A 19,976-nucleotide genomic window follows, 5' to 3' on the forward strand; every position below is an offset into this window, starting at 1 on the left:
ACTAGCATGGCCGCGTGACGCAGGAGTTCAGCTATCGCTGGGGCCATTCCGCACTCACCGCCGATTTCGATCTGGACGGCCGCACACCCCGCCTGGTCCGGCTGACCGTGCCCGGTGAACCGGAGCCCAAATGCGCCGCCGAGGCCGCCGGCGCCGCGCTGCCGCTCGTCGACGTGACCCTCCTCGGACAGGGCACCGGCTGGTCCGGGCCGCGCTTCACCGGTACGGCGCTCGGGCAGCGCCTGACCCATCGCGCCCACCACGCGGCGTACGGCGACGGCTGGCACCACCTCACCGTCCAACTCCAGGACAGGCGGGGCGGTCTGACCGTCTTCGTCGAGTACTCCTCACCGGACGCGGTACCGGTGCTGCGCGCCCGCGTCCGGCTCCGCAACGACGGCGACACGCCCGTCACCGTGCGCTCCGTGAGCAGTCTGCTGCTGGGCGCGCTGCCCTCGCCCGACGTGCTCGACGTGCACCGGGCACGCAACGACTGGCTCGCCGAATGCCGTTGGTACGCCGAGGAGTTGCGGGAGTCCGTGCCCGACGTCGGCCGGGCGTTCCACGGGCACGACGGGCGGGCCGGGGTGCGGCTCGCCGGGCGCGGGAGCTGGCCCACCGACGGGCATCTGGCGATGGGCGCGCTCACCGACCAAACCGACGGGCGCTGCTGGCTCTGGCAGATCGAGTCCGCCGCGAGCTGGCTGTGGGAGGCGGGCGAGGCGGACCACCACACGTACCTCTCCCTGAGCGGTCCGACCGCGGACGACCACCAGTGGCGTCAAGTCCTGTCCCCGGGAGCGGAGTTCGTCTCCGAGTACGCGGCCCTCGCGCTCGGCGACGGCTTCGACGGGGCGCTCACCGCGCTGACCGACTACCGCCGCCGGATCCGCCGCCCGCACCCCGACCACGACCGGCTCCCCGTCGTCTTCAACGACTACATGAACACCCTCATGGGCGACCCGACCACCGAGAAACTGCTGCCGCTGATCGACGCGGCGGCCGAGGCGGGCGCGGAGTACTTCTGCGTCGACGCCGGGTGGTACGACGACGAGGGCGGGGACGGGGATGCGGAGGGGGACACGGGCGGGGGCAGGGGCGGAGACACGGACGGGGACGGCGGCGGGGGCTGGTGGGACAGTGTCGGCGCCTGGCTGCCGTCGGCGCGGCGCTTCCCCGGCCCCGACGGTCTTCACGCCGTGCTCGGCCGGATCCGGGAGCGCGGGATGGTGCCAGGGCTGTGGCTGGAGCCGGAGGTGGTCGGCGTCCGCAGTCCGCTCGCCACCGAGCTGCCGGACGAGGCCTTCCTGCGCCACGAGGGCGGGGTGCGCGCCACCGAACAGGGCCGCCACCAGCTGGACCTGACGCATCCGGCCGCCCGTGCGCACCTCGACCGGACGGTCGACCGGCTCGTCGGCGAGTGGGGCGTGGGCTATCTCAAGCTCGACTACAACATCACCACCTCCGCGCCCGGGCTCCTCGACCACACGCGCGCCTGGCTGTCCTGGCTGTCGGCCGTCCTGGACCGCCACCCGGGTCTGGTCGTCGAGAACTGCGGTTCGGGCGGGCTGCGCATGGACGGCGCGTCGCTGGCCGTGGCCCAGCTCCAGTCCACCTCCGACCAGCAGGACCCCCTGCGCTACCCGCCCATCGCGGCCGCCGCGCCCACCGCGGCCCCGCCGGAGCAGGGGGCCGTGTGGGCGTACCCGCAACCGGAGTTCACGGACGAGGAGATCGCCTTCACCCTCGGCTCGGCGCTGCTGGGGCGGGTTCATCTCTCCGGTCATCTGGACCGCATGACACCGCACCAACTCGGCCTCGTCCAGGAGGCGTTGGTGACATACAAGGCCATCCGGGGCGATCTGTGCCGGTCGGTGCCGTTCTGGCCGCTGGGGCTGCCCGGGTGGCGGGACGCGTGGGTGGCGCTGGGGATGCGGGTGCCGTTCCTCGACACCACGTATGCGCTGGTGTGGCGCAGGGCGGGCGATGATCCCGAAGTCGCCCTGCCCGTGGCGCACTTGGCGGGCCGGGAGGTACGGGTCGACGTACTGCACGGGTCGGCGGGGCCGGTGGTGTGGGACGGATCGGCGCTGCGGGTGACGCTGCCGGAGGCTCCGTCGGTGCTGCTGACACGGCTCACCGTGTAGCGGACGAAGTGTTCGGTGGTTTCGGAATGTTCGAGGTGTTCGGGGGTTTCGAAGTGTTCGGGGGTTTCGAGGTGTTCGGGGGTTTCGAGGTGTTCGACGAGCACGAGTTGATCCCGAGCCCCAGAGCGGCCCCCGCACTCGCGCCGCCCAGCGCGAGGAGACGACGCCGGGTGATGTCGCTGTCGGTCATGGCGGGACCCTAGGGGCGGCCCGGGGCGCGACCGGTGGGGGCGCGCGGAGTCACGCGGACTCGCCACCCGCACGAGTGGGCTCGGCCATGACAGGTGCGCCCGTGCCCTCAACGACGGACGTGCCACTCCCCGCCCTCGACGAGCGTGCCGCCGGCCCGCAACCGCGCGGCGACAGCGGGGGCGGCCACGTACACCCAGGCCCGTACGGCCGTGCCGTCCGCGCGGGTCACCTCCCGCGCCACCCGCTCGTACAGGTTGCGCGGGTCGCCCGGCACGTACTCCTCCAGCCGGTCCAGCGCGCCGAGCAACTGCCCGTACGCCTCCGGGAGCGCGGTGACCAACTCCCCGCGCACGACACCTCCGGGCTCCTCGACGGCGTACGGATATCCGGGCCCTTCGTACAGCACGGCTCCCCACATCCGGCCGGGCTCCTCCGACTCCGTACGGCCGCGGAGGAACAGGTCGTGGTTGTGCCCGCCGGGGCGCAGGGTGCCGTAGACGAAGAAGGGGACGGTCACTCGCCGGTCTCCCCCTCCACGGTCTCCTCCTCGACCCAGCGCAGATAGTCCGCGCTCCCCCGGACGACGGGCGTCGCGATGATCTCGGGGGTGTCGTAGTCGTGCGCCGCGAGGAGATACGCCTCCAGCGCGTCGTACCGCGCACCCGTCGTCTTGAACAGCACCTGCCACTCGCTCGCGGTCTCCACCACCTCCTTCCACCGGTACACGGAGGTCACCGGCCCGGAGATCTGCGCGCAGGCCGCGGCCCGCGCCTCGACCGCGCCGCGCGCGAGCGCCTCCGCCTTCTCGGGGGCGTCGGTCGTGGTCAGCACGGTCAGCCAGGCAGTCGTCCCGGCGGCCGTCCCAGCAGCCGTCCCGATGCCCGCTCCGGTGCCCGCCCCGGCGGCCATCTCCATGATCGTCTCCTTTCGTGACGGTGCAGAAACGATTCTCGCCGCACCTCGCGCACATCACGCACGCGCTATGGACATGACATGTCATGGACCTTTAACTCTCACTCGACATCAGCGCCCCCACGCGTCTGAGCGCCCCTCCCCGAGGAGACCGATGAGTCGGATCCGAATACGGCAGACCCGAGGTGCCCGACCGCACACCCGAGGCCCCCGCCTGGCCGCGGCCGGTGTGGCCGCGGCCGCCACCGCCCTGCTGGCGGCCGCACTGACCCCCACCGCGGGCGCCGCCGGCCGGCCCGGCCGCGCCACCGCGATCGACAACGCCGCCGCGGCCCTGGTGAAGGAGGCCGCCCGGCTGGGCCTGACCTCCGCCGAGGGCACCAGCGTCCGCGACGTGGTCGTCGACGCCAACGGCGGCCAGCATGTGCGCTACGACCGCACGTACCGGAAACTGCCGGTCCTGGGCGGCGACTTCATCGTCCACCTCGCCCCCGACGGCTCCTACCGCGGCGCGAACCGGGCCACCTCCCGCGACCTCTCCGTCCCCACCACCACGCCCGCGCTCGCCGCCCCCGAGGCCGCCGACCTGGCCACCGCCGCGCTGCGCGCCGCGCACCTCGGCGAGACGCTGAAGAAGGTGACGGCCAAGCCCCAGCTCGTCGTGGACGCCCTGCACGGCGCGCCCCGGCTGGCCTGGCGCACCAATGTGGTGGGCCAGGACTCGCTGGGCAACCCGGTCGCCCGCACGGTGCTGACCGACGCCCGCACCGGCCGGCAGATCGACGCGTGGGACAGCATCGAGACGGCGACGGGTGACGGCCAGTCCCTCTACAGCGGCACGGTCCCGCTGGAGACCACGCTCTCCGGATCGACGTACCAGCTCAAGGACCCGACGCGCGGGAACACGTACACGGGCGACGCGGCGAACAAGACGGACCTGTGCATCTTCGGGATCTGCGTCAGCCGCGCTCCGGCGACCCTCTTCACGGACGCCGACAACCACTGGGGGACCGGGGCGGCTTCGGACCGTTCCTCGGCCGCGGTCGACGCCCAGTACGGCACGAACGAGACCTGGGACTACTACAAGAACGTCCACGGCCGCACCGGCATCGCGGGCGACGGCAAGGGCTCGTACAACCGCGTCCACTACGGCAGCAACTACAACAACGCGTTCTGGGACGACAGTTGCTTCTGCATGACGTACGGGGACGGTGACGGGACGACGCTCGGGCCGCTGGTCGCGCTCGACGTGGCCGGCCACGAGATGTCCCACGGTGTCACGTCGAAGACGGCGGCGCTGACGTACTCGGGCGAGTCCGGCGGTCTGAACGAGGCGACCTCCGACATCTTCGGCACGCTGGTGGAGTTCTACGCGAACAACTCCACCGACCGCGGCGACTATCTGATCGGCGAGAAGATCGTCCGCGCCGGCTTCGGCAAGGCGGCCCTGCGGTTCATGGACCAGCCCTCCAAGGACGGCAACTCGGCGAACTGCTGGAGCTCCTCGGTCGGCAATCTCGACGTCCACTACTCGTCCGGCGTCGCGAACCACTTCGCGTACCTGCTCGCCGAGGGCAGCGGCGCGAAGACCATCAACGGGGTCAGCTACAACTCCCCCACCTGCAACAACTCTACGGTCACCGGCATCGGCCGGGACAAGCTCGGCGCGATCTGGTACCGCGCGCTGACGGTCTACATGACGTCCTCGACCAACTACGCGGGCGCGCGGACGGCGACGCTGAACGCGGCGAAGGACCTGTACGGGGCCGGAAGCACGGAGTACAACGCGGTGGCGGCGGCCTGGTCCGCGGTGTCCGTGAGCTGAACCGTCGGCTGTACGGGGACGGCCCGGGGCCCGTTGTCTCGCATCGGGTCCCGGGCCGTCCCCACCGGCCCTCGTGATTGCTTTCATGGCGCACAGGCCGTCACCTCGACCATCCTTGAGGTCAAGGCGCCTCCCCTCCGACCCCCTCACCCGTTCGCACCCCCTCCCTGTGCTCTTCGGGCTCCTTGCCGCGACACACCAGCCCGTACGCCGGTGACCTGCTGGAACGCCATCGTTCCGGCCCCTCGGACACCCCCGTCCGGCACCCTTTCCCCGCATTTATGACGCTCCTTCAGGAAGCGAACCCGGCCGACTGCCACTTACCTCGGAAGGGCAGGGGCACGACCGACACAGCGACACTTGGGGGTGCCGCCGGCCGCGCCCCCTCGGAGGAGCACAGCCATGCGACGCACAGCCCGTCTGCTGACCGGTACCGCGCTCGCCGTCGCCGCGGTGGGCCTCGCCACCGCGCCCGCGTACGGCGGGTCCACGGAGAGTCTGGAGGTCTTCCCCTCCACCGTCGTGCCGGGGGCCGACGTCACCGTCAACACGGCGGCGTGCGGCGCGGACGGCACCGCCACGGGTGATGCCAGCGCGGTCGGCGCGGGCATCTTCATCCTCGCCGCCAGCGCCCACGAACAGGACGCGATCGGCCAGTTCAAGGTGCCGCCGAGCGCCCAGCCGGGGACGTACGAGATCGTCGCGAAGTGCTCCCAAGGCCGACAGGTCACCGGCGACCTGATCGTGAACCTGACCGCCACACGCGAACAGATCCATCTGCCGCGTGGGCATGTGAACACGGGGGTCGGCGGCGCACTCGGCCCCGACCCCGTGCAGACCGCGGCGGGAGTGGCGGCCCTGGCCGTCGCCGCCGCGGGCGGTACCTGGCTCCTGCATCGCCGGGCGAGAGGCGACGGGATCTGACGGACACCCTCCGCTGTCCGTCCGCCGGTACCGCCGTCCCCTCCCCCTCCGTGGCCCGACGCCCCTCGCGGCCCGGAGGGGGAAGGGGACCCACCACGACCACAACCGCACAACCCCTGACCCGAGAGGAGGCTCACATGCGCCGGGTCAGCAACACCGCCATAGCCTCCGTCACCGTGGTCGCCCTCTGCTCAGGAACCTGGCTGCTCCACAACGGCACCCAGGTCCACCCGCCGCCCCAGCCCTCCGCCGCCCAGGCCGGCACCGGCGACGCCCTCCGGCAGGGCGCCCCCGCGCTCCGCCACTCCCCGCCCGAGCGCATCCGCATCCCCTCCATCGGCGTGAACGCCCCGCTGATGGGCCTCGGCCTCACCCCGCAAGGCAGCCTCGACGTCCCGCCCGCCGGGCAGAAGAACCTCGCGGGCTGGTACCAGGCCGGCACCACCCCCGGCGAGCGAGGCACCGCGATCGTCGCGGGCCACGTCGACAATGCCAAGGGCCCCGCCGTCTTCTACAAACTCGGCGCCCTCAAGAAGGGCAGCGCCATCGAGGTGGCGCGCCGCGACGGCGGCACCGCGCTGTTCACCGTCGACGCCGTCGAGGTGTACGCGGCCCGCGACTTCCCGGACGAGAAGGTGTACGGCGCCACGTCCCGCCCCGAACTGCGCGTCATCACCTGCGGCGGCGACTACTCGAAGGCCACCGGGTACCAGGGGAACGTGGTCGTCTTCGCCCACCTCACCGGCAGCCGCTGACCGGCATCCGCGGCGCCTACGCGACCCACTGCTGGTACGCCAGATTCGCCACCAGCGCGAACACCACCGTCAGCAGCACCACCCGGACGAACCCGCTGCCCTTCTTGAGCGCCGTGTGCGCCCCCACCATGCCGCCCACCAGGTTGAACACGGCCATCAGCGCGGCCAGTTGCCAGTACACCGTGCCCTTCCACGCGAAGGTCGCGAGGGCGCCCGCGTTGGTGCAGCAGTTGACGATCTTCGCGGTGGCGGAGGCGGTCACCAGGTCGAAGTGGAGCAGCGCGGTCAGCGCCAGGACGAGGAACGTACCCGTGCCGGGTCCGATGAGCCCGTCGTAGAAGCCGATCCCGAGGCCCGCGAGCCCGATCGCGGCCAGCATGCGCCGGGCGGACACGGGCTCGGTCGAGGGCGCCGTACCGAAGGCGGGCCGCAGCATGACGAAGGTCCCGACGCCCAGCAGCACCACCATGACCACCGGCTTCAGCACGTCCGTACTCATCCCGGCGGCCACGAAGGCACCGGCCGTGGAGCCGGCCAGCGCCGCGAGCCCGATCCGCACGGCCAGCCGCACATCCACCGGTGCCTTGCGCGCGTACGTCACCGCCGCGCCGGTCGTCCCGACGATCGCGACCGCCTTGTTCGTCCCGAGCGCGTACGCCGCCGGTGTACCGCCCGGCAGCCCGAGCAGCATCGCGGGGAGCAGAAGCAGCCCGCCACCGCCCACCACGGCGTCGATCCAGCCCGCCGCAAGGGAGGCGAGGCAGAGCACAACGACGATGGTCAGCGATATGTCGGGCATGATCGCGACCCTATGTGACGGTCACCGAGCCCAGGTAGCGCAGGACCGCCAGCACCCGTCGGTGCCCGCTGCCCGACGGCGGCAGGTCGAGCTTGGTGAAGATGTTGGCGATGTGCTTCTCGACGGCGCGTTCCGAGACGGTGAAGGCGCCGGCGATCGACTGGTTCGTCCGGCCCTCGGCCATCAGGGCGAGCACCTCGCGCTCGCGCGGTGTGAGCCTGTCGAGGGCGGTGGCGCGCCGACTCGCACCGAAGAGCTGCGCGACGACCTCGGGATCGAGGGCGGTGCCGCCTCCGGCGACCCGCTCCATGGCATCCACGAACTCGCCGATGTCGACGACCCGTTCCTTCAGCAGATAGCCGATCCCGGCCGGGTCGGCGAGCAGTTGCCGGGCGTACGTCGTCTCCACGTACTGCGAGAGGATCAGCACCCCGGTGCCGGGGTGGTCCTCGCGCAGCCGCACGGCCGCCCGTACGCCCTCGTCGGTCTGCGTGGGCGGCAGCCTGATGTCGACGACGGCCACGTCCGGACGGTGCTCGGCCACAGCGGCGAGCAGCGTCTCGGCGTCCCCGACGGCCGCCGCGACCTCCACGTCCCGCAGCCGCAGCAGCTGGACCAGCCCGTCACGCAGGAGGGCGGAGTCCTCGGCGATGACGACGCGCATGTGATCCCCGTGATCGTCAGTAGGGCAACTCGGACAGGAGGGAGGCTCGGACAGGAGGAAACTCGGTCAGCAGGGAAGCTCGACCGTGACCACCGTAGGGCCTCCCGGCGGGCTGTCGCAGGTGAGTGTGCCGTCGACGGTCCGGGCGCGGGCCAGCAGCCCGGTCAGGCCCGAGCCCGCGCCGATCACCGCTCCCCCGCATCCGTCGTCGCGCACGCTCAGCCGCAGCAGTCCGTCCCGGGCGGTCACGCTCACCGCGACGCCGCTCGCCCCGCTGTGTTTGGTGGCGTTGGCGAGGAGTTCGGCGGCGCAGAAGTACGCGATCGACTCGACCGCCGGGCTCGGGCGGTCCGTGATGTCGGCGGCGACCTCGACGGGCAGGGCGCTGTCGGCGGCGAGGGTGGCCAGGGCGGTGTCCAGGCCCTGGTCCAGCACGGGAGGGTGGATGCCCTTCACCAGATGACGCAGGTCGGCGATGGCCTGGGTCGCGTTGCCCCGCGCGGTGTCGACGACGGCGAGGAGCCGGTCGGGGGAAGCCCCCGCGCCGATCAGCTCCCTGATCACCGTGAGGTGCATCGCGAGGCCGACGAGCCGGGCCTGCGTCCCGTCGTGCAGGTCGCGTTCGATACGGCGCAGGGTCGCCGCCGCGTCGTCCACGGCCTGGGCGCGGGTCTCCTCCAGGGTGCGGATGCGGCGCTCGGCGGGGTCGGGGCCGAGCAGCGCGGTGAGCAGCGCCCGGTGCGGGGCGAGGGCTTGGCGCAGCAGCCAGGACGCGGTGGTGAGGAGCAGCAGCCCGAGGGCCAGCGGGATCAGCCAACGTGGCCAGGAGTCGACCTGGAATCCGAAGAACTCCAGCGACACCCGGTGCGTCGTGCCGTCGCTCGCACGCCGGGTGTCGTAGTTCCACCGCTTGAGGAGCGGGTGGAGTATGAGCAGGACGCCGTAGACGTAGCCGATGACGACGGCGGTGTACCCGAAGACGGCGGTGAAGGGGGTGGCCAGCGCGCAGGCGACGGCGCGCCACCCGCTCCGTTCACCCAGCAGCGCCCGCCGCCAGCCCAGGATCCCGGCACCTTCGCGGCGCTCAGGCTCATCGATCTCCAGCCCCAACAGGCCGCGTGCGAGGGCGCGTTGGAGCCTGCCGAGCGCCAGCGCCCCGCGCACGGTGACGGCGACCAGCCACAGTCCCAGCGTGGTCACGGACAGCACGCCACCCACCAGCAGCCCCACGAAGGTGAGGACGAACCCGACCAGGGCGAGGGGGAAGGCGATCACCCCGTAGAGGAGCGCCGCGAGGGCCTTCCGCCCGAAGGGGAAGGCCGCGAGTGCGCGAAGGCGGTTGCGGAGGGGGTGCATGACGTCAACCTAGGAGAGGAGCGCCGCGGCGAGGCGGAGCTGGACGGCCGCCAGGGCCCGGCCGAGCCACGGCATGAGCAGCAGGAAGCCGAACCCGCCGACGATCGCGTGGAACGCCCAGGCCCCCGCGAAGGTCGGCCCTCCCCACGCGTCGGAGTAGTCGGAACCGGCGGCGCGCAGCGGCCAGCCCAGGTTCATCGGCACCAGGGACCAGCCGTAGACGGTGACGGCCAGCACCAGGAGATTGAGGGGTACGGCGGCCATGGCGTGGGCCAGTCCCCGCGAGGACCCGGACAGCTCCCGGCCCAGGAGACGCCGGACGAGCCCCCGCTGCCACCGCCCCGTCGGGGCGCCCAGCAGCGCCAGCGGAACGCAGAGCACCCCCATGGGGAACGCAAGCAGCGCGTACGCGACCCGGCGCCAGGTGCCCGCGGTGAACGCTTCACGGACGAACAGCCAGGCCCGGACGGCGGAGTCGTCGCGGGGCGGTGGGAGCGGCGACTTCTGGTTCTGCTGGGGCCTCTGCTGGGGCCTCTGCTCCGGCTTCTCGGAGATGGCCATGTTTGTGTCCCCCTGTTCGCGAGCCGGCGGAGCCCGCTGTTCGTGAGCGGGTGGATCCCGCTCTTCGTAGGCGGGTGGATCCCGATGGCTCAAGGCTTCCGTGCCGGGGCGCCGCGATCGATCGTGCCCGCACGAGGACCGGGGGTTCGGTCGACCCCACCACACCCTCACAACCGGGTGCCGCTCCCGCTGAGGGCAGCGTTCCTCCCGGGAAACAGCCGTGATGCGACCGGGTAACACCGACGTCGCAGGCTGCGGTGCATGACCTCGAATGCGCCCGCTCCCTGACCCGGCCCGCCCTCCCCCTCACCGTTGCCCTTGCCCTTGCCCTTGCCCTTGCCCGGGAGGGAACCGCACCGCTCCCCCGCGGACAGCGCCCCGCTGCTCCACCTGCTCACCCATGACGGAGGCTCCTGAATGTCCACGGACACGACGATGACGACGGCGGCGAACGCCACCGACGGCAACGCGCACACCATCGTGCTCGTCGGCCATGGCATGGTCGGCCAGCGCTTCCTCGAAGCGCTCGCCGAACGCGGCCTGACCGCCACGCACCGTGTGGTCGTGCTGTGCGAGGAGCCGCGCCCGGCGTACGACCGCGTCCAGCTCACCTCGTACTTCTCGGGCCGAACTCCGGAGGAACTTTCCCTCACCGACGCCGAGTTCATCACCACGCACGGCATCGAACTGCACCTCGGCGACCCGGCGGAGACGATCGACCGGGAGGCCAGGCAGGTCACCGCGCGCTCGGGTCTGGTCATCGCATACGACACCCTGGTCCTCGCCACCGGCTCGTACCCCTTCGTCCCGCCGGTGCCCGGCAAGGACGCCGAGGGCTGCTTCGTGTACCGCACCATCGAGGACCTGCTCGCCATCGAGGAGTACGCGAAGGCACGGGCGACGACCGGTGCGGTGGTCGGCGGCGGCCTGCTCGGGCTCGAAGCCGCGGGCGCGCTGAAGGGGCTCGGACTGACCACGCACATCGTGGAGTTCGCTCCGCGTCTGATGCCCGTGCAGGTCGACGAGGGCGGCGGCGCGGCGCTCCTGCGCACCATCCAGGACATGGGCCTGAGCGTGCACACGGGCACGGGCACCCAGGAGATCGTCACCGGCGACGACGGCGCCGTGACCGGGATGAAGCTCTCCGACGGCTCCGAACTCCCCACGGATCTCGTGGTGTTCTCGGCCGGCGTCCGCCCGCGCGACCAGCTCGCCCGAGACACCGGGCTCACGGTCGGCGAGCGCGGCGGCATCACGGTCGACGACCAGTGCCGCACTTCGGACCCGCAGGTGTTCGCGATCGGCGAGTGCGCCCTCGCCTCGGACGGCCGGGTGTACGGTCTGGTCGCGCCCGGCTACGAGATGGCCGAGACGGCCGCCGCGACGATCGCCGCGGACGAGGCCAGCTTCACGGGCGCCGACCTGTCCACGAAGTTGAAGCTGCTCGGCGTCGACGTCGCGTCCTTCGGCGACGCGCACGGCGCCACCTCCGACTGCCTCGACGTCGTCTACTCCGACTCGCGCTCGGGCACGTACAAGAAGCTGGTCATCGGCCGCGGCGGCGAACTGCTCGGCGGCATCCTGGTCGGCGACGCGGAGGCGTACGGCACCCTGCGGGCCTTCACCGGCTCCGTGCCGCCGATCGCCCCCGAGCAACTGGTGCTCCCGGCGAGCGCGGGCGCCCCGGTCGCGCTCGGCCCCTCCGCGCTCCCCGACTCCGCGGTCATCTGCTCCTGCCACAACGTCACCAAGGGCACGATCCGCGGCGCGGTCACCGAGCACTCCTGCACCACCGTGCCCGAGGTCAAGAAATGCACCAAGGCCGGTACCGGCTGTGGGAGTTGCCTCAAGGTCCTCGGCCAGCTCGTCAACGAGGAACTGGAGGCGAGCGGGGTCGAGGTCGACCACGGCCTGTGCGGCTGCTTCTCCCAGACCCGCGAGGAGCTGTACGAGATCGCCCTCGCGCTGCGCATCCCCTCCTTCCAGGTCCTGCTGGACCGCTACGGCCATGAGGGCGCCCGGGGCGGCGAGGGCTGCGAGGTCTGCAAGCCGGCCGTCGCCTCGATCATCGCCTCCCTCGCCCCGACCATCGGCGCCAGCGGCTATGTCCTGGACGGCGAGCAGGCGGCTCTCCAGGACACCAACGACCACTTCCTCGCCAACCTCCAGAAGAACGGCTCGTATTCGATCGTGCCGCGTGTCCCCGGCGGCGAGATCACCCCGGAGAAGCTGATCGTGATCGGTGAGGTGGCCCGGGACTTCGGCCTCTACACGAAGATCACGGGCGGCCAGCGCATCGACCTGTTCGGCGCGCGGGTCGAGCAACTCCCCCTCATCTGGGCCAGGTTGGTGGACGCGGGCTTCGAGTCCGGGCACGCGTACGGAAAGGCCCTGCGCACGGTCAAATCCTGCGTCGGCCAGACCTGGTGCCGCTACGGCGTCCAGGACTCCGTCCGCATGGCGATCGACCTGGAGCTGCGCTACCGGGGGCTGCGCTCCCCGCACAAGCTCAAGTCGGCGGTCTCCGGGTGCGCCCGCGAGTGCGCCGAGGCCCAGTCCAAGGACTTCGGCGTGATCGCCACCGCGGGCGGCTGGAACCTCTACGTCGGCGGCAACGGCGGCGCCACCCCGCGCCACGCGGACCTGCTCGCACAGGACCTCTCGGACGCCGAACTCGTCCGCCTGATCGACCGGTTCCTGATGTTCTACATCCGCACGGCGGACCGCCTGGAGCGCACGTCGACCTGGCTGGAGCGGATTCCGGGCGGCCTGGACCACGTACGCGAGGTGGTCGTGGCGGACTCGCTCGGCATCTGCGAGGAACTGGAGTCACTGATGGCCGCGCATGTCGCCGCCTACCGCGACGAGTGGGCCGAGACCATCAACGACCCCGAGAAGCTGGCCCGGTTCGTGTCCTTCGTGAACGCCCCGGACACCCCCGACCCGGTCGTCGGCTTCGTCCCCGAGCGCGACCAGATCAAGCCGGACCTGCCGCTGCTGAGCATCGGCCGCCGCCCCTCGGAAGCCCTGGAAGGAAGCGCCCAGCGATGACCCTGGCACCCGAAACGACCGCCCTCACCGTCCAACTGCGCCTGACGGACTCCTGGTTGGCACTCTGCGACCTGTCCGCGCTGACGCCGGGCCGCGGAGTCGCCGCCCTGCTCCCCGACGGCGGCCAGGCGGCCGTCTTCCTCGACCGCGCGGGCCGGATGTACGCCATCGACAACCGCGATCCGTTCAGCGGCGCGGCGGTCCTCTCCCGCGGCCTGATCGGCTCCCACCAGGGCCGCCCGTTCGTGGCCTCGCCCCTGCTGAAGCAGCGGTTCGACCTGGAGTCGGGCCGGTGCCTGGACGACGAGACGGTACGGGTGACGACGTACGAGGTCCGAATCACCTGACGGCCGTTTCCTGACGGCCGTTTCCTGAAAGGCCGCTTCCTGACCGCCACTTCCTGACGGCCGGGGTGACCGGGACCTCCTCACGCCCGCCGGTCACCCCGGTCTTACTTGACCGATCATTCTCGATTGCCCTACGGTCGCCCCATGGCCAGGACCAAGGAGTTCGACCCGGACGCCGCGCTGCAGTCGGCCCTGGAGCTGTTCTGGCGGCGCGGCTACGAGGCGACATCCATGACGCACCTCGTCGAGCACCTGGGCGTCGGCCGGGCCAGCATCTACGCGACCTTCGGCAACAAGCACGAGCTGTATCTGAAGGCACTGGACCGCTACCAGCAGGCGCGCAATCCGCAGCTCCTGCGGGAGCTCTCCCAGCCGGGTCCCGCACTGCCCGCCGTACGAGCGGTGGTACGCCGCTTCGCGACCGAGGCGACGACCGAGGGAAGGCGCCTGAGCGGCTGTTTCGTCACCAACACGGCCGCCGAACTGGCACCCCACGACACGGCCGCGGCCCGCCGCGTCGAGCGCAACTGGGACCACCTCGAGACCCTGCTGCACTCGGCCCTGGTCCGCGCGCAGGCCCAGGACGAACTGCCCGCCGACCGCGACCCGCTCGCCCTCGCCCGCATGCTGCTGGTCCTGATGCAGGGCCTACGGGTGGTGGGCAAGGCGTCCGCGGACCCGGCCCGGGTCCAGGACGCGGCGGAACAGGCACTGACGCTGCTCGACTGAAGACCACATTCCAAGGCCCGCGCGCGCCTTCATACTGAACCGATCGGTCAAATAAGGGGATCCGGAATGACCACACGCTTCTCGGGAAAGACCGCCCTCGTCACGGGCGCCGGATCCGGCATAGGCCGGACCACCGCCCTGGCGTTCGCCGCGGAGGGCGCGCAGGTGGTCGTCGCCGGCCGCACCGCCGCATCGCTCGACGAGACGGTCGCGCTGATCGAGGCCCGGGCTGGAAAGGCGCTGGCAGTGACCGCGGACGTGTCACGCTCGGACGAGGTGCACGCCCTCGTCGAGGCGGCCGTCGACCGTTTCGGCTCCCTGGACGTGGCGGTGAACAACGCGGCCGTCTTCCACGGCGGAACACCGCTGGCCGACCTCCCGGAGGCCGACTGGCACGCCGAACTGGACATCAACGTCACCGGCGTGTTCCTCGCCCTTCAGGCGGAGATCCGGCAGATGCGGACGCAGCCGTCCGGCGGCGCGATCGTCAATCTCGCCTCCACCATCGGCCTGCACACCCGCCGCCCGGGCGTCGCCGCCTACGCCGCCGCCAAGGCCGCCGTCACCGCGCTGTCCCGCGCCGCGGCCCTCGACCACATCGGCGACGGAGTCAGGATCAACGTCGTCAGCCCCGGCGCCGCCGCCACCACGATGTCACTGCGGCCGGGCGAGTCGGAGGCCGAGCGGGTGGAGCGGGCACGTCACGAACTGCCGTTGGGCCGTGTGTCGAAGACCGAGGAAGTGGCGGCGGCCGTCCTCTACCTGGCGTCGGACGACGCGGCGTCGATCGTGGGCACGGACCTGGTGGTGGACAGCGGAGGCACCCTCTGACGCGGGCCTGACGTGGGACGGACACGGGCCGGGCCTCAGCTCACTTCAGCGCGAGAGCCTCATACGTCACGCCGGTGAGCTGCTCGGAGGCGCTCCAGAGGCGCTCGCCGACGGCGTCGCTGCGCGTCCACCCGGCCCGCCAGGAGCTCGCGGGCGCGCCGCGCCACATCGCGAACGAGGGTCCGGTGAAGGAGTCGGGCCGTACACCGGGCGCGGTGGCGGCGTACAGCGTGGGCAGGGCCCCGGCGTCCGGGCTCTGCGCGAGGAGCCGGTTCCCGATCTCCATGACCCGCTCGGCGCCCTTGCGCCCCGCGAGTTTCGGCCCGGCGGTCTGGAGGTTGGTGGAGGCGTACCCGGGGTGGGCGGCGGCAGCGACGACATCGGACCCGACACCGGCCAGCCGGCGCGCCAGCTCGTGGGTGAACAGAAGATTGGCGCTCTTGGACCGCCCGTAGGCGACCCAGCGCCGATACCCGCCGCGCTTGCTGTCGAGGTCGCGGATGTCGATATTGGCGAGCACGTGGAACATGCTCGACACGGTCACGACGCGGGCGCCCGGGGTGGCGAGCAGCGCGGGAAGCAGCAGCCCGGTGAGGGCGAAGTGCCCCAGATGATTGACCCCGAACTGAGTCTCGAACCCATCAGAGGTGCGCGCGAACGGCAGGGCCATGACCCCGGCGTTGTTGACCAGCACGTCGAGCCGCTCGCCGTAGACGAGGTCGAACATCGCCGCGAACTCCGCCACGGAATCGAGATCCCCGAGGTCCAGCCGTACGAACTCGACGTCCGCGCCGGGTACTTCGGAGGCGATCCGGTCCCCGGCCTCACTCCCCCGCGCCTCGCTCCGGCAGGCGAGTACGACCCGCGCCCCGCGCCGCGCCAGCTCACGCGCCGTGACGAACCCGATCCCGCTGTTGGCCCCGGTGACGACGGCCGTACGGCCACGCTGATCAGGGATGTCACTCACATTCCACCCGGCCATGCCCAGACCCCTCTCCACCACTGCTCGTCACTCACCGTACGCTCAGTCTCGCCGGATCAACTCGGGATCAATCCTCCGCCCCACAAGCGGCAACGCGCCCACGGCGGCGACGACCAGCACCCCGACCGCACACGCGAGCAGCAACGGAACCCCACCCCCGTCCCAGAAGACGGCCCCACCCCCGGTGACCAGATAACTCGACTCGGCCATCTTCCCCACCACCACCGCCAACACCAACCCCACAGCCAACGGCAACACCACCTGCACCACCTGCACAGCCCGCAAGGTCCGCGCCCGCGCCCCCAGCAGGGCCAACGCAGTAACCTGCGGCCGCCGCTCGACGGCCCGGTCGGTGGCAGCGACGAGGTAGGCGGCCACACCGATGATCAGGCCGAGGATCATGCCTACGGCCAGGAGGGTTTTTACGACGGTGATCTGTTGGAGGGCGAGGACCTGCAATCCCTGAGGCAGGACGATCGCAGTGGGGGCGGCGGCGGCGATGCCGTCGAGGACACGGCCTACAGTCTGGAAGTCAGAGTCGCTGATCAGGGTGAGAGTGGCACTCTCCGGGCGAGTGGCCCGCGGCAGCATCGACGGCGGCACCAGGATCGCTCCGGTGCTGATCACCTGGGTGTCCACGGGGTCGTGGAAGCGAACCTTCTGATGCGGCACGGTGAGCTTCAGGTCACGGGTGTGCCGCCCGCCCCGCATGGCGTAAGAGACAGCGTCTCCTGCCCGGATGCTCTCCTGAACCTGCGTGGAATCCCACAGCCACAGAGGCCGACCGTCCACGCACCCTTCGACCGCCCGCACCGCCCTGCGCAGTTGACTGCAAGTAGCCACCACCGCGTTGGCTCTCGGCGCCGTCACCGCATCGTCGCCGCGCTCGGACTGCATGGCAACGATGTGCGCCCGCAGGTCTGGCAGGTTTTCGAGTGCCTGTTGCTGGGACGCGTCAGTCTGCTCAAGCAGCACGTCGTACCGCTGGACGGGCGAGGTGTTCTTGGAGACCTGGTTCAGCTCGATGAGCACACCTTGTGCAAGCGAAGCCACGAAGACCAGCAGAACGAGACCCGTCGCCACCCGAAGCGCGCCACCCGGCTCGGCCTCGTTACGCCGCATCGCGAGGCTGAGGGACAGCGACTGCGTTGAGCGCGCCGTCCGTCGAGCCAGGTACCGGGACAGCGCGGGAAGTGACAGCGCGAGCCCCGCACCGACCAGAATCACCGCCGATGGCACGAGCACCGAGGACAGTGCCGTGCTCGTGGGTGCATGCCCGGTGGCTCCGGCGATGCAATAGCCCGTCAGAATGCCCATGCCCGCGGTCAACGGAAGAAATCCCCACCTCGACGGCGGCTTCTCCACCGCGCTGCGCCGGACAGCCAGCGGGTTTGCTGCTGCCTTACGTGCGCTGGCGCGGCCTACAAACCAGGCGAGCGCTGGACAGCCCACGAGGCACACCAGAAGCGTCGAGGCGGACAAGGCCCCATCGGCCGGGTACCACTTGAACCCGGGCAGACCGATCCGCGAGACGAGTTGGTTCACGACCTCGTACTCGCCAAGACCCAGAACAGCACCCACGCCCGCCGCCGCGACTGTCTCGGCGGCGTTCACCCGTTGAGTACCCTTCACGCTCAGCCCCAACAGGCGGAGGGCGGCCAGTCGACGTGTCCGTTCGGCCGCAGAGAGACGTGCGCACACGGAGAGGAAGACTGCGAGGGGGAGCAGCACGACTGCGGCCATCGTGAAACGGACGATGTCGAGAGTGGAGGCCTCCACAGTGGGGTCCGGCGCATAGTCTGTGCCCCACTGCTTCACGGGGTAGCCATCTGGCAGTTCGGCACGGGCCATGCCCACGTATGCGACGATTTCATCCGAACGAGCCAGCCCTTGAGCTCCGATCAGCCCAGCCTCTTTGCCCGGAAATCGCTGCGCCAACGCCGGTTCGTCTCGCAGCAGTCGATGCAGACGGGGAGAGACGATCACCTGGCCATCTCGTGGGATCGACTTCAGGCCGGGCGGCGGTTCGATGGACTTCGTCCCACGTGCGATGAAGATCCGGGTGAGAGGGGCTGCGCCATAGGGGTCGGTGCGGCTGAGAGTCAGCGGAAAACCATCGCGAATCGACTGGCCGGACCGATCCCGCGGGACGACGGGCTGCCGGCCTGCGATGCGCCCGTCCTGCGCCGCGATGATTCCGGGAATGGCGAGCACGATGGCCAGACAGCACACACCGAGCGATCCACCCACCGCCATGAGCACGAATCGCGTACGGTTGCCACGCCCGCTGCCGAGCAACAACCGCAGCCCCAAGAGGAGTTCCTTCACGCCATGTCCTGTTCTCGGGCAAGCACACCGTCGGACATCGTGTAGCGGCTGTCCGCACGAGCCGCCACCTTCGGGTCGTGGGTAACGAGGACCACCGCCGTACCCTGCGATCTTGCGAGGGTGAGGAATTCCTGCAGCACGGTGGCGGCATTGGCGCTGTCGAGCGATCCGGTCGGCTCGTCGGCGAATACCACGGTGGGCCGATGCACGAGGGCGCGTGCTACGGCGACCCGCTGGTTCTGACCGCCCGACACCTGTGAGGGGCGCCGCTCCCGCAGTTCGGCAAGCCCCAGCCGTCCCAGCACCTCTCCTGCGGCGGCGAGGGCCTTGGCCTTGCGCTGCCCGGCCAGCCGAAGCGGCAAGGCGGCGTTCTCCTCCACGGTCAGTTCGGGCAGCAACTCACCGTGCTGGAAGACGAATCCGAAGCGGTCACGGCGCAGGGCACTGAGTTCGTCGTCTCCGAGTGTGCCCAATGGTTGTCCTTCGAAGCGGACTTCGCCGCCCACGACGGGCAACACTCCTGCCAGGCAGTACAGGAGGGAGGATTTGCCCGAACCGCTCTGCCCGCTGATAGCCACAACCTCGCCCTGGCTGAGCGCAATGGAAGCGCCCCTGACAGCGTGCGACTGCCCGTAGAAGAGATCGATCGCTCTGGCCGACAGGACTTCTGACGTACTGATGTGAGCCTCCAAGTAAGGCGGGAAGGAACGGACCCGGGCCTACGCCCGGGTCCTGGGCATCGGACAATCCGCCTACGGCTTGAAGTGGTTTGTGAATGAGCAGTTGTCCGGTCGGAGGGATCCTCGATCACGACAGGCGCGCAGATCTGCGTCGTCGGTGTACTGCTGGGCCCCGTCCCAGTTCAGGTGGTGCATGAACACCGTCTGCCGCTGCTTGCCGTTGTAGCGAACCCAGTCATGCCCTTCGACGCGAACCTGCATATAGACGTTGTGACCGTCACTGGCCGAGGCATCCCTGAGGTGCCCAGTCCATTCGAAGGCACCACGATTCTGACCGGCCGCATTAAACCTGTACTGCCCCCTGTCGAAGGTCACGCCAGTCGGAGTCATTTGCGGCAGGTCATGCCAAGACCCCGCCATCGCCGTCCCAGCTCCCGCCAGAAACACCCCCGCCGCCACCACGCCAACCATCGCCGTCTTCATCTCTCACCTCTCTGCCTCCCAACGACCCCACCGGCCCCCAGGAGTTACAGAAGGTAATGGATCAGTAACGTGCTGAATCCTTTGGCCTACGAATCGCCATCCCATCAGGTGATCCAGAAGCACGAGAAGCGCGAGCAGGTGCCGAGCTCGTCGGCCGGCGTCAAGGCGTTGCGTAGTCGTTCGAAAAGGGCTGGGTGTCGAGGTAGAACCATTCGGCGGTGGGGCCCGGCATCGGAGTCGACGACGCCTCGGCGTGGGCCCGGTCCTCCGCGGGGGCGAGGGAGGCAGGGCGACGGGGCAGTGTTGCGGTGCGGGATTCCTCGCGGACGAAGGGCTCCGGGGCCGCCCCGGCCCGGGCCATGTCCGCCGTCGACGCGTTCCCCAACCCGGCATCAGCAACTCCGCCCCCG

19 protein-coding genes are annotated in these 19,976 nt (G+C 70.8%); 8 read left to right on the forward strand and 11 right to left on the reverse strand.

Going from position 1 to position 19,976, the window contains the following annotated elements; all coding sequences use genetic code 11:
• Nucleotides 1-14 precede the first annotated feature (14 nt).
• Nucleotides 15-2,147: an alpha-galactosidase gene (locus tag OG798_RS19830; protein ID WP_267061702.1), complete on the forward strand. Its 2,133-nt coding sequence runs from the start codon at nucleotides 15-17 to the stop codon at nucleotides 2,145-2,147.
• Between the two features lie 298 nt (nucleotides 2,148-2,445).
• On the opposite strand, the gene OG798_RS19835 is transcribed toward OG798_RS19830, so the two are convergent.
• Nucleotides 2,446-2,856, reverse strand: coding sequence for a gamma-glutamylcyclotransferase family protein (locus OG798_RS19835; RefSeq protein WP_267061703.1), 411 nt, complete (start codon nucleotides 2,854-2,856; stop codon nucleotides 2,446-2,448).
• Nucleotides 2,853-3,254, reverse strand: coding sequence for a divalent-cation tolerance protein CutA (cutA, locus tag OG798_RS19840; RefSeq protein WP_373558991.1), 402 nt, complete (start codon nucleotides 3,252-3,254; stop codon nucleotides 2,853-2,855). The genes OG798_RS19835 and cutA overlap by 4 nt, the downstream gene beginning before the upstream one ends.
• A 151-nt stretch (nucleotides 3,255-3,405) precedes the next feature.
• Here cutA and OG798_RS19845 point away from each other — a divergent pair, with 151 nt between their 5' ends.
• The 3 genes from OG798_RS19845 (at nucleotide 3,406) to OG798_RS19855 (ending at nucleotide 6,755) form a co-directional block, all read left to right on the forward strand.
• Nucleotides 3,406-5,076 carry a M4 family metallopeptidase gene (locus tag OG798_RS19845; RefSeq protein ID WP_328757413.1) on the forward strand — a complete coding sequence of 557 codons (1,671 nt, stop codon included), beginning with the start codon at nucleotides 3,406-3,408 and terminating at the stop codon, nucleotides 5,074-5,076.
• Between the two features lie 402 nt (nucleotides 5,077-5,478).
• The gene (locus tag OG798_RS19850; protein WP_095854801.1) at nucleotides 5,479-6,000 is read left to right on the forward strand and encodes a hypothetical protein; all 522 of its coding nucleotides are present in this window, start codon (nucleotides 5,479-5,481) and stop codon (nucleotides 5,998-6,000) included.
• Nucleotides 6,001-6,137: 137 nt separating this feature from the next.
• A complete protein-coding gene (locus OG798_RS19855; RefSeq protein ID WP_267061704.1) occupies nucleotides 6,138-6,755 on the forward strand; it encodes a class F sortase in 618 nt (205 codons plus the stop codon).
• 16 nt (nucleotides 6,756-6,771) lie between these two features.
• Here OG798_RS19855 and OG798_RS19860 read toward each other — a convergent pair whose 3' ends face one another.
• The 4 genes from OG798_RS19860 to OG798_RS19875 all read right to left on the reverse strand — a co-directional run bounded on the left by OG798_RS19860 (nucleotide 6,772) and on the right by OG798_RS19875 (nucleotide 10,135).
• Nucleotides 6,772-7,554 (reverse strand): sulfite exporter TauE/SafE family protein, encoded by a 783-nt coding sequence (locus OG798_RS19860; protein ID WP_095854799.1) that lies wholly within the window; start codon nucleotides 7,552-7,554, stop codon nucleotides 6,772-6,774.
• Nucleotides 7,555-7,564: 10 nt separating this feature from the next.
• Nucleotides 7,565-8,218 (reverse strand): response regulator transcription factor, encoded by a 654-nt coding sequence (locus OG798_RS19865; protein ID WP_121416210.1) that lies wholly within the window; start codon nucleotides 8,216-8,218, stop codon nucleotides 7,565-7,567.
• Between the two features lie 66 nt (nucleotides 8,219-8,284).
• Nucleotides 8,285-9,574, reverse strand: a complete 1,290-nt coding sequence (locus tag OG798_RS19870) for a sensor histidine kinase (RefSeq protein WP_328757414.1) — start codon at nucleotides 9,572-9,574, stop codon at nucleotides 8,285-8,287.
• 9 nt (nucleotides 9,575-9,583) lie between these two features.
• Entirely contained in the window at nucleotides 9,584-10,135 is a 552-nt protein-coding gene (locus tag OG798_RS19875) for a hypothetical protein (protein WP_328757415.1), read from the reverse strand.
• A 417-nt stretch (nucleotides 10,136-10,552) separates the two neighbouring features.
• Between OG798_RS19875 and nirB the strand changes: the two genes are divergently transcribed.
• The 4 genes from nirB (at nucleotide 10,553) to OG798_RS19895 (ending at nucleotide 15,093) form a co-directional block, all read left to right on the forward strand.
• Nucleotides 10,553-13,186 (forward strand): nitrite reductase large subunit NirB, encoded by a 2,634-nt coding sequence (gene nirB, locus OG798_RS19880; protein ID WP_328757416.1) that lies wholly within the window; start codon nucleotides 10,553-10,555, stop codon nucleotides 13,184-13,186.
• On the forward strand, nucleotides 13,183-13,533 hold the full coding sequence (nirD, locus tag OG798_RS19885) for a nitrite reductase small subunit NirD (protein WP_097226003.1): 351 nt from the start codon (nucleotides 13,183-13,185) through the stop codon (nucleotides 13,531-13,533). The genes nirB and nirD overlap by 4 nt, the downstream gene beginning before the upstream one ends.
• A 144-nt stretch (nucleotides 13,534-13,677) precedes the next feature.
• A complete protein-coding gene (locus tag OG798_RS19890) occupies nucleotides 13,678-14,262 on the forward strand; it encodes a TetR/AcrR family transcriptional regulator (protein ID WP_328757417.1) in 585 nt (194 codons plus the stop codon).
• Between the two features lie 66 nt (nucleotides 14,263-14,328).
• Nucleotides 14,329-15,093: an SDR family NAD(P)-dependent oxidoreductase gene (locus OG798_RS19895; protein WP_121416207.1), complete on the forward strand. Its 765-nt coding sequence runs from the start codon at nucleotides 14,329-14,331 to the stop codon at nucleotides 15,091-15,093.
• 40 nt (nucleotides 15,094-15,133) lie between these two features.
• Here the strand turns inward: OG798_RS19895 and OG798_RS19900 are convergent, their stop codons facing one another.
• From OG798_RS19900 to OG798_RS19920, 5 genes are all read right to left on the reverse strand, one after another.
• The gene (locus tag OG798_RS19900; protein WP_095854794.1) at nucleotides 15,134-16,075 is read right to left on the reverse strand and encodes an oxidoreductase; all 942 of its coding nucleotides are present in this window, start codon (nucleotides 16,073-16,075) and stop codon (nucleotides 15,134-15,136) included.
• Nucleotides 16,076-16,117: 42 nt separating this feature from the next.
• The gene (locus tag OG798_RS19905) at nucleotides 16,118-18,403 is read right to left on the reverse strand and encodes an ABC transporter permease (protein ID WP_328757418.1); all 2,286 of its coding nucleotides are present in this window, start codon (nucleotides 18,401-18,403) and stop codon (nucleotides 16,118-16,120) included.
• Nucleotides 18,400-19,050, reverse strand: a complete 651-nt coding sequence (locus OG798_RS19910; RefSeq protein ID WP_328760054.1) for an ABC transporter ATP-binding protein — start codon at nucleotides 19,048-19,050, stop codon at nucleotides 18,400-18,402. Before OG798_RS19910 ends, OG798_RS19905 begins: the two co-directional genes overlap by 4 nt.
• 105 nt (nucleotides 19,051-19,155) lie before the next feature.
• A complete protein-coding gene (locus OG798_RS19915) occupies nucleotides 19,156-19,566 on the reverse strand; it encodes a hypothetical protein (RefSeq protein ID WP_328757420.1) in 411 nt (136 codons plus the stop codon).
• Between the two features lie 160 nt (nucleotides 19,567-19,726).
• Complete coding sequence (locus tag OG798_RS19920; RefSeq protein ID WP_328757421.1) at nucleotides 19,727-19,951, reverse strand: hypothetical protein; 225 nt, start codon at nucleotides 19,949-19,951, stop codon at nucleotides 19,727-19,729.
• Nucleotides 19,952-19,976: the final 25 nt, after the last annotated feature.

It is taken from the genome of Streptomyces sp. NBC_00271, from assembly GCF_036178845.1.
Lineage (GTDB): Bacteria > Actinomycetota > Actinomycetes > Streptomycetales > Streptomycetaceae > Streptomyces.

What these genes read in the sequence shown, in the direction of transcription:
- cutA (WP_373558991.1), bottom strand. Translation starts at nt 3,254, where the DNA reads ATGGAGATGGCCGCCGGGGCGGGCACCGGAGCGGGCATCGGGACGGCT.
- OG798_RS19845 (WP_328757413.1), top strand. Translation starts at nt 3,406, where the DNA reads ATGAGTCGGATCCGAATACGGCAGACCCGAGGTGCCCGACCGCACACC.
- OG798_RS19850 (WP_095854801.1), top strand. Translation starts at nt 5,479, where the DNA reads ATGCGACGCACAGCCCGTCTGCTGACCGGTACCGCGCTCGCCGTCGCC.
- OG798_RS19855 (WP_267061704.1), top strand. Translation starts at nt 6,138, where the DNA reads ATGCGCCGGGTCAGCAACACCGCCATAGCCTCCGTCACCGTGGTCGCC.
- OG798_RS19860 (WP_095854799.1), bottom strand. Translation starts at nt 7,554, where the DNA reads ATGCCCGACATATCGCTGACCATCGTCGTTGTGCTCTGCCTCGCCTCC.
- OG798_RS19865 (WP_121416210.1), bottom strand. Translation starts at nt 8,218, where the DNA reads ATGCGCGTCGTCATCGCCGAGGACTCCGCCCTCCTGCGTGACGGGCTG.
- OG798_RS19870 (WP_328757414.1), bottom strand. Translation starts at nt 9,574, where the DNA reads ATGCACCCCCTCCGCAACCGCCTTCGCGCACTCGCGGCCTTCCCCTTC.
- OG798_RS19875 (WP_328757415.1), bottom strand. Translation starts at nt 10,135, where the DNA reads ATGGCCATCTCCGAGAAGCCGGAGCAGAGGCCCCAGCAGAGGCCCCAG.
- nirB (WP_328757416.1), top strand. Translation starts at nt 10,553, where the DNA reads ATGTCCACGGACACGACGATGACGACGGCGGCGAACGCCACCGACGGC.
- nirD (WP_097226003.1), top strand. Translation starts at nt 13,183, where the DNA reads ATGACCCTGGCACCCGAAACGACCGCCCTCACCGTCCAACTGCGCCTG.
- OG798_RS19890 (WP_328757417.1), top strand. Translation starts at nt 13,678, where the DNA reads ATGGCCAGGACCAAGGAGTTCGACCCGGACGCCGCGCTGCAGTCGGCC.
- OG798_RS19895 (WP_121416207.1), top strand. Translation starts at nt 14,329, where the DNA reads ATGACCACACGCTTCTCGGGAAAGACCGCCCTCGTCACGGGCGCCGGA.
- OG798_RS19900 (WP_095854794.1), bottom strand. Translation starts at nt 16,075, where the DNA reads ATGGCCGGGTGGAATGTGAGTGACATCCCTGATCAGCGTGGCCGTACG.
- OG798_RS19915 (WP_328757420.1), bottom strand. Translation starts at nt 19,566, where the DNA reads ATGAAGACGGCGATGGTTGGCGTGGTGGCGGCGGGGGTGTTTCTGGCG.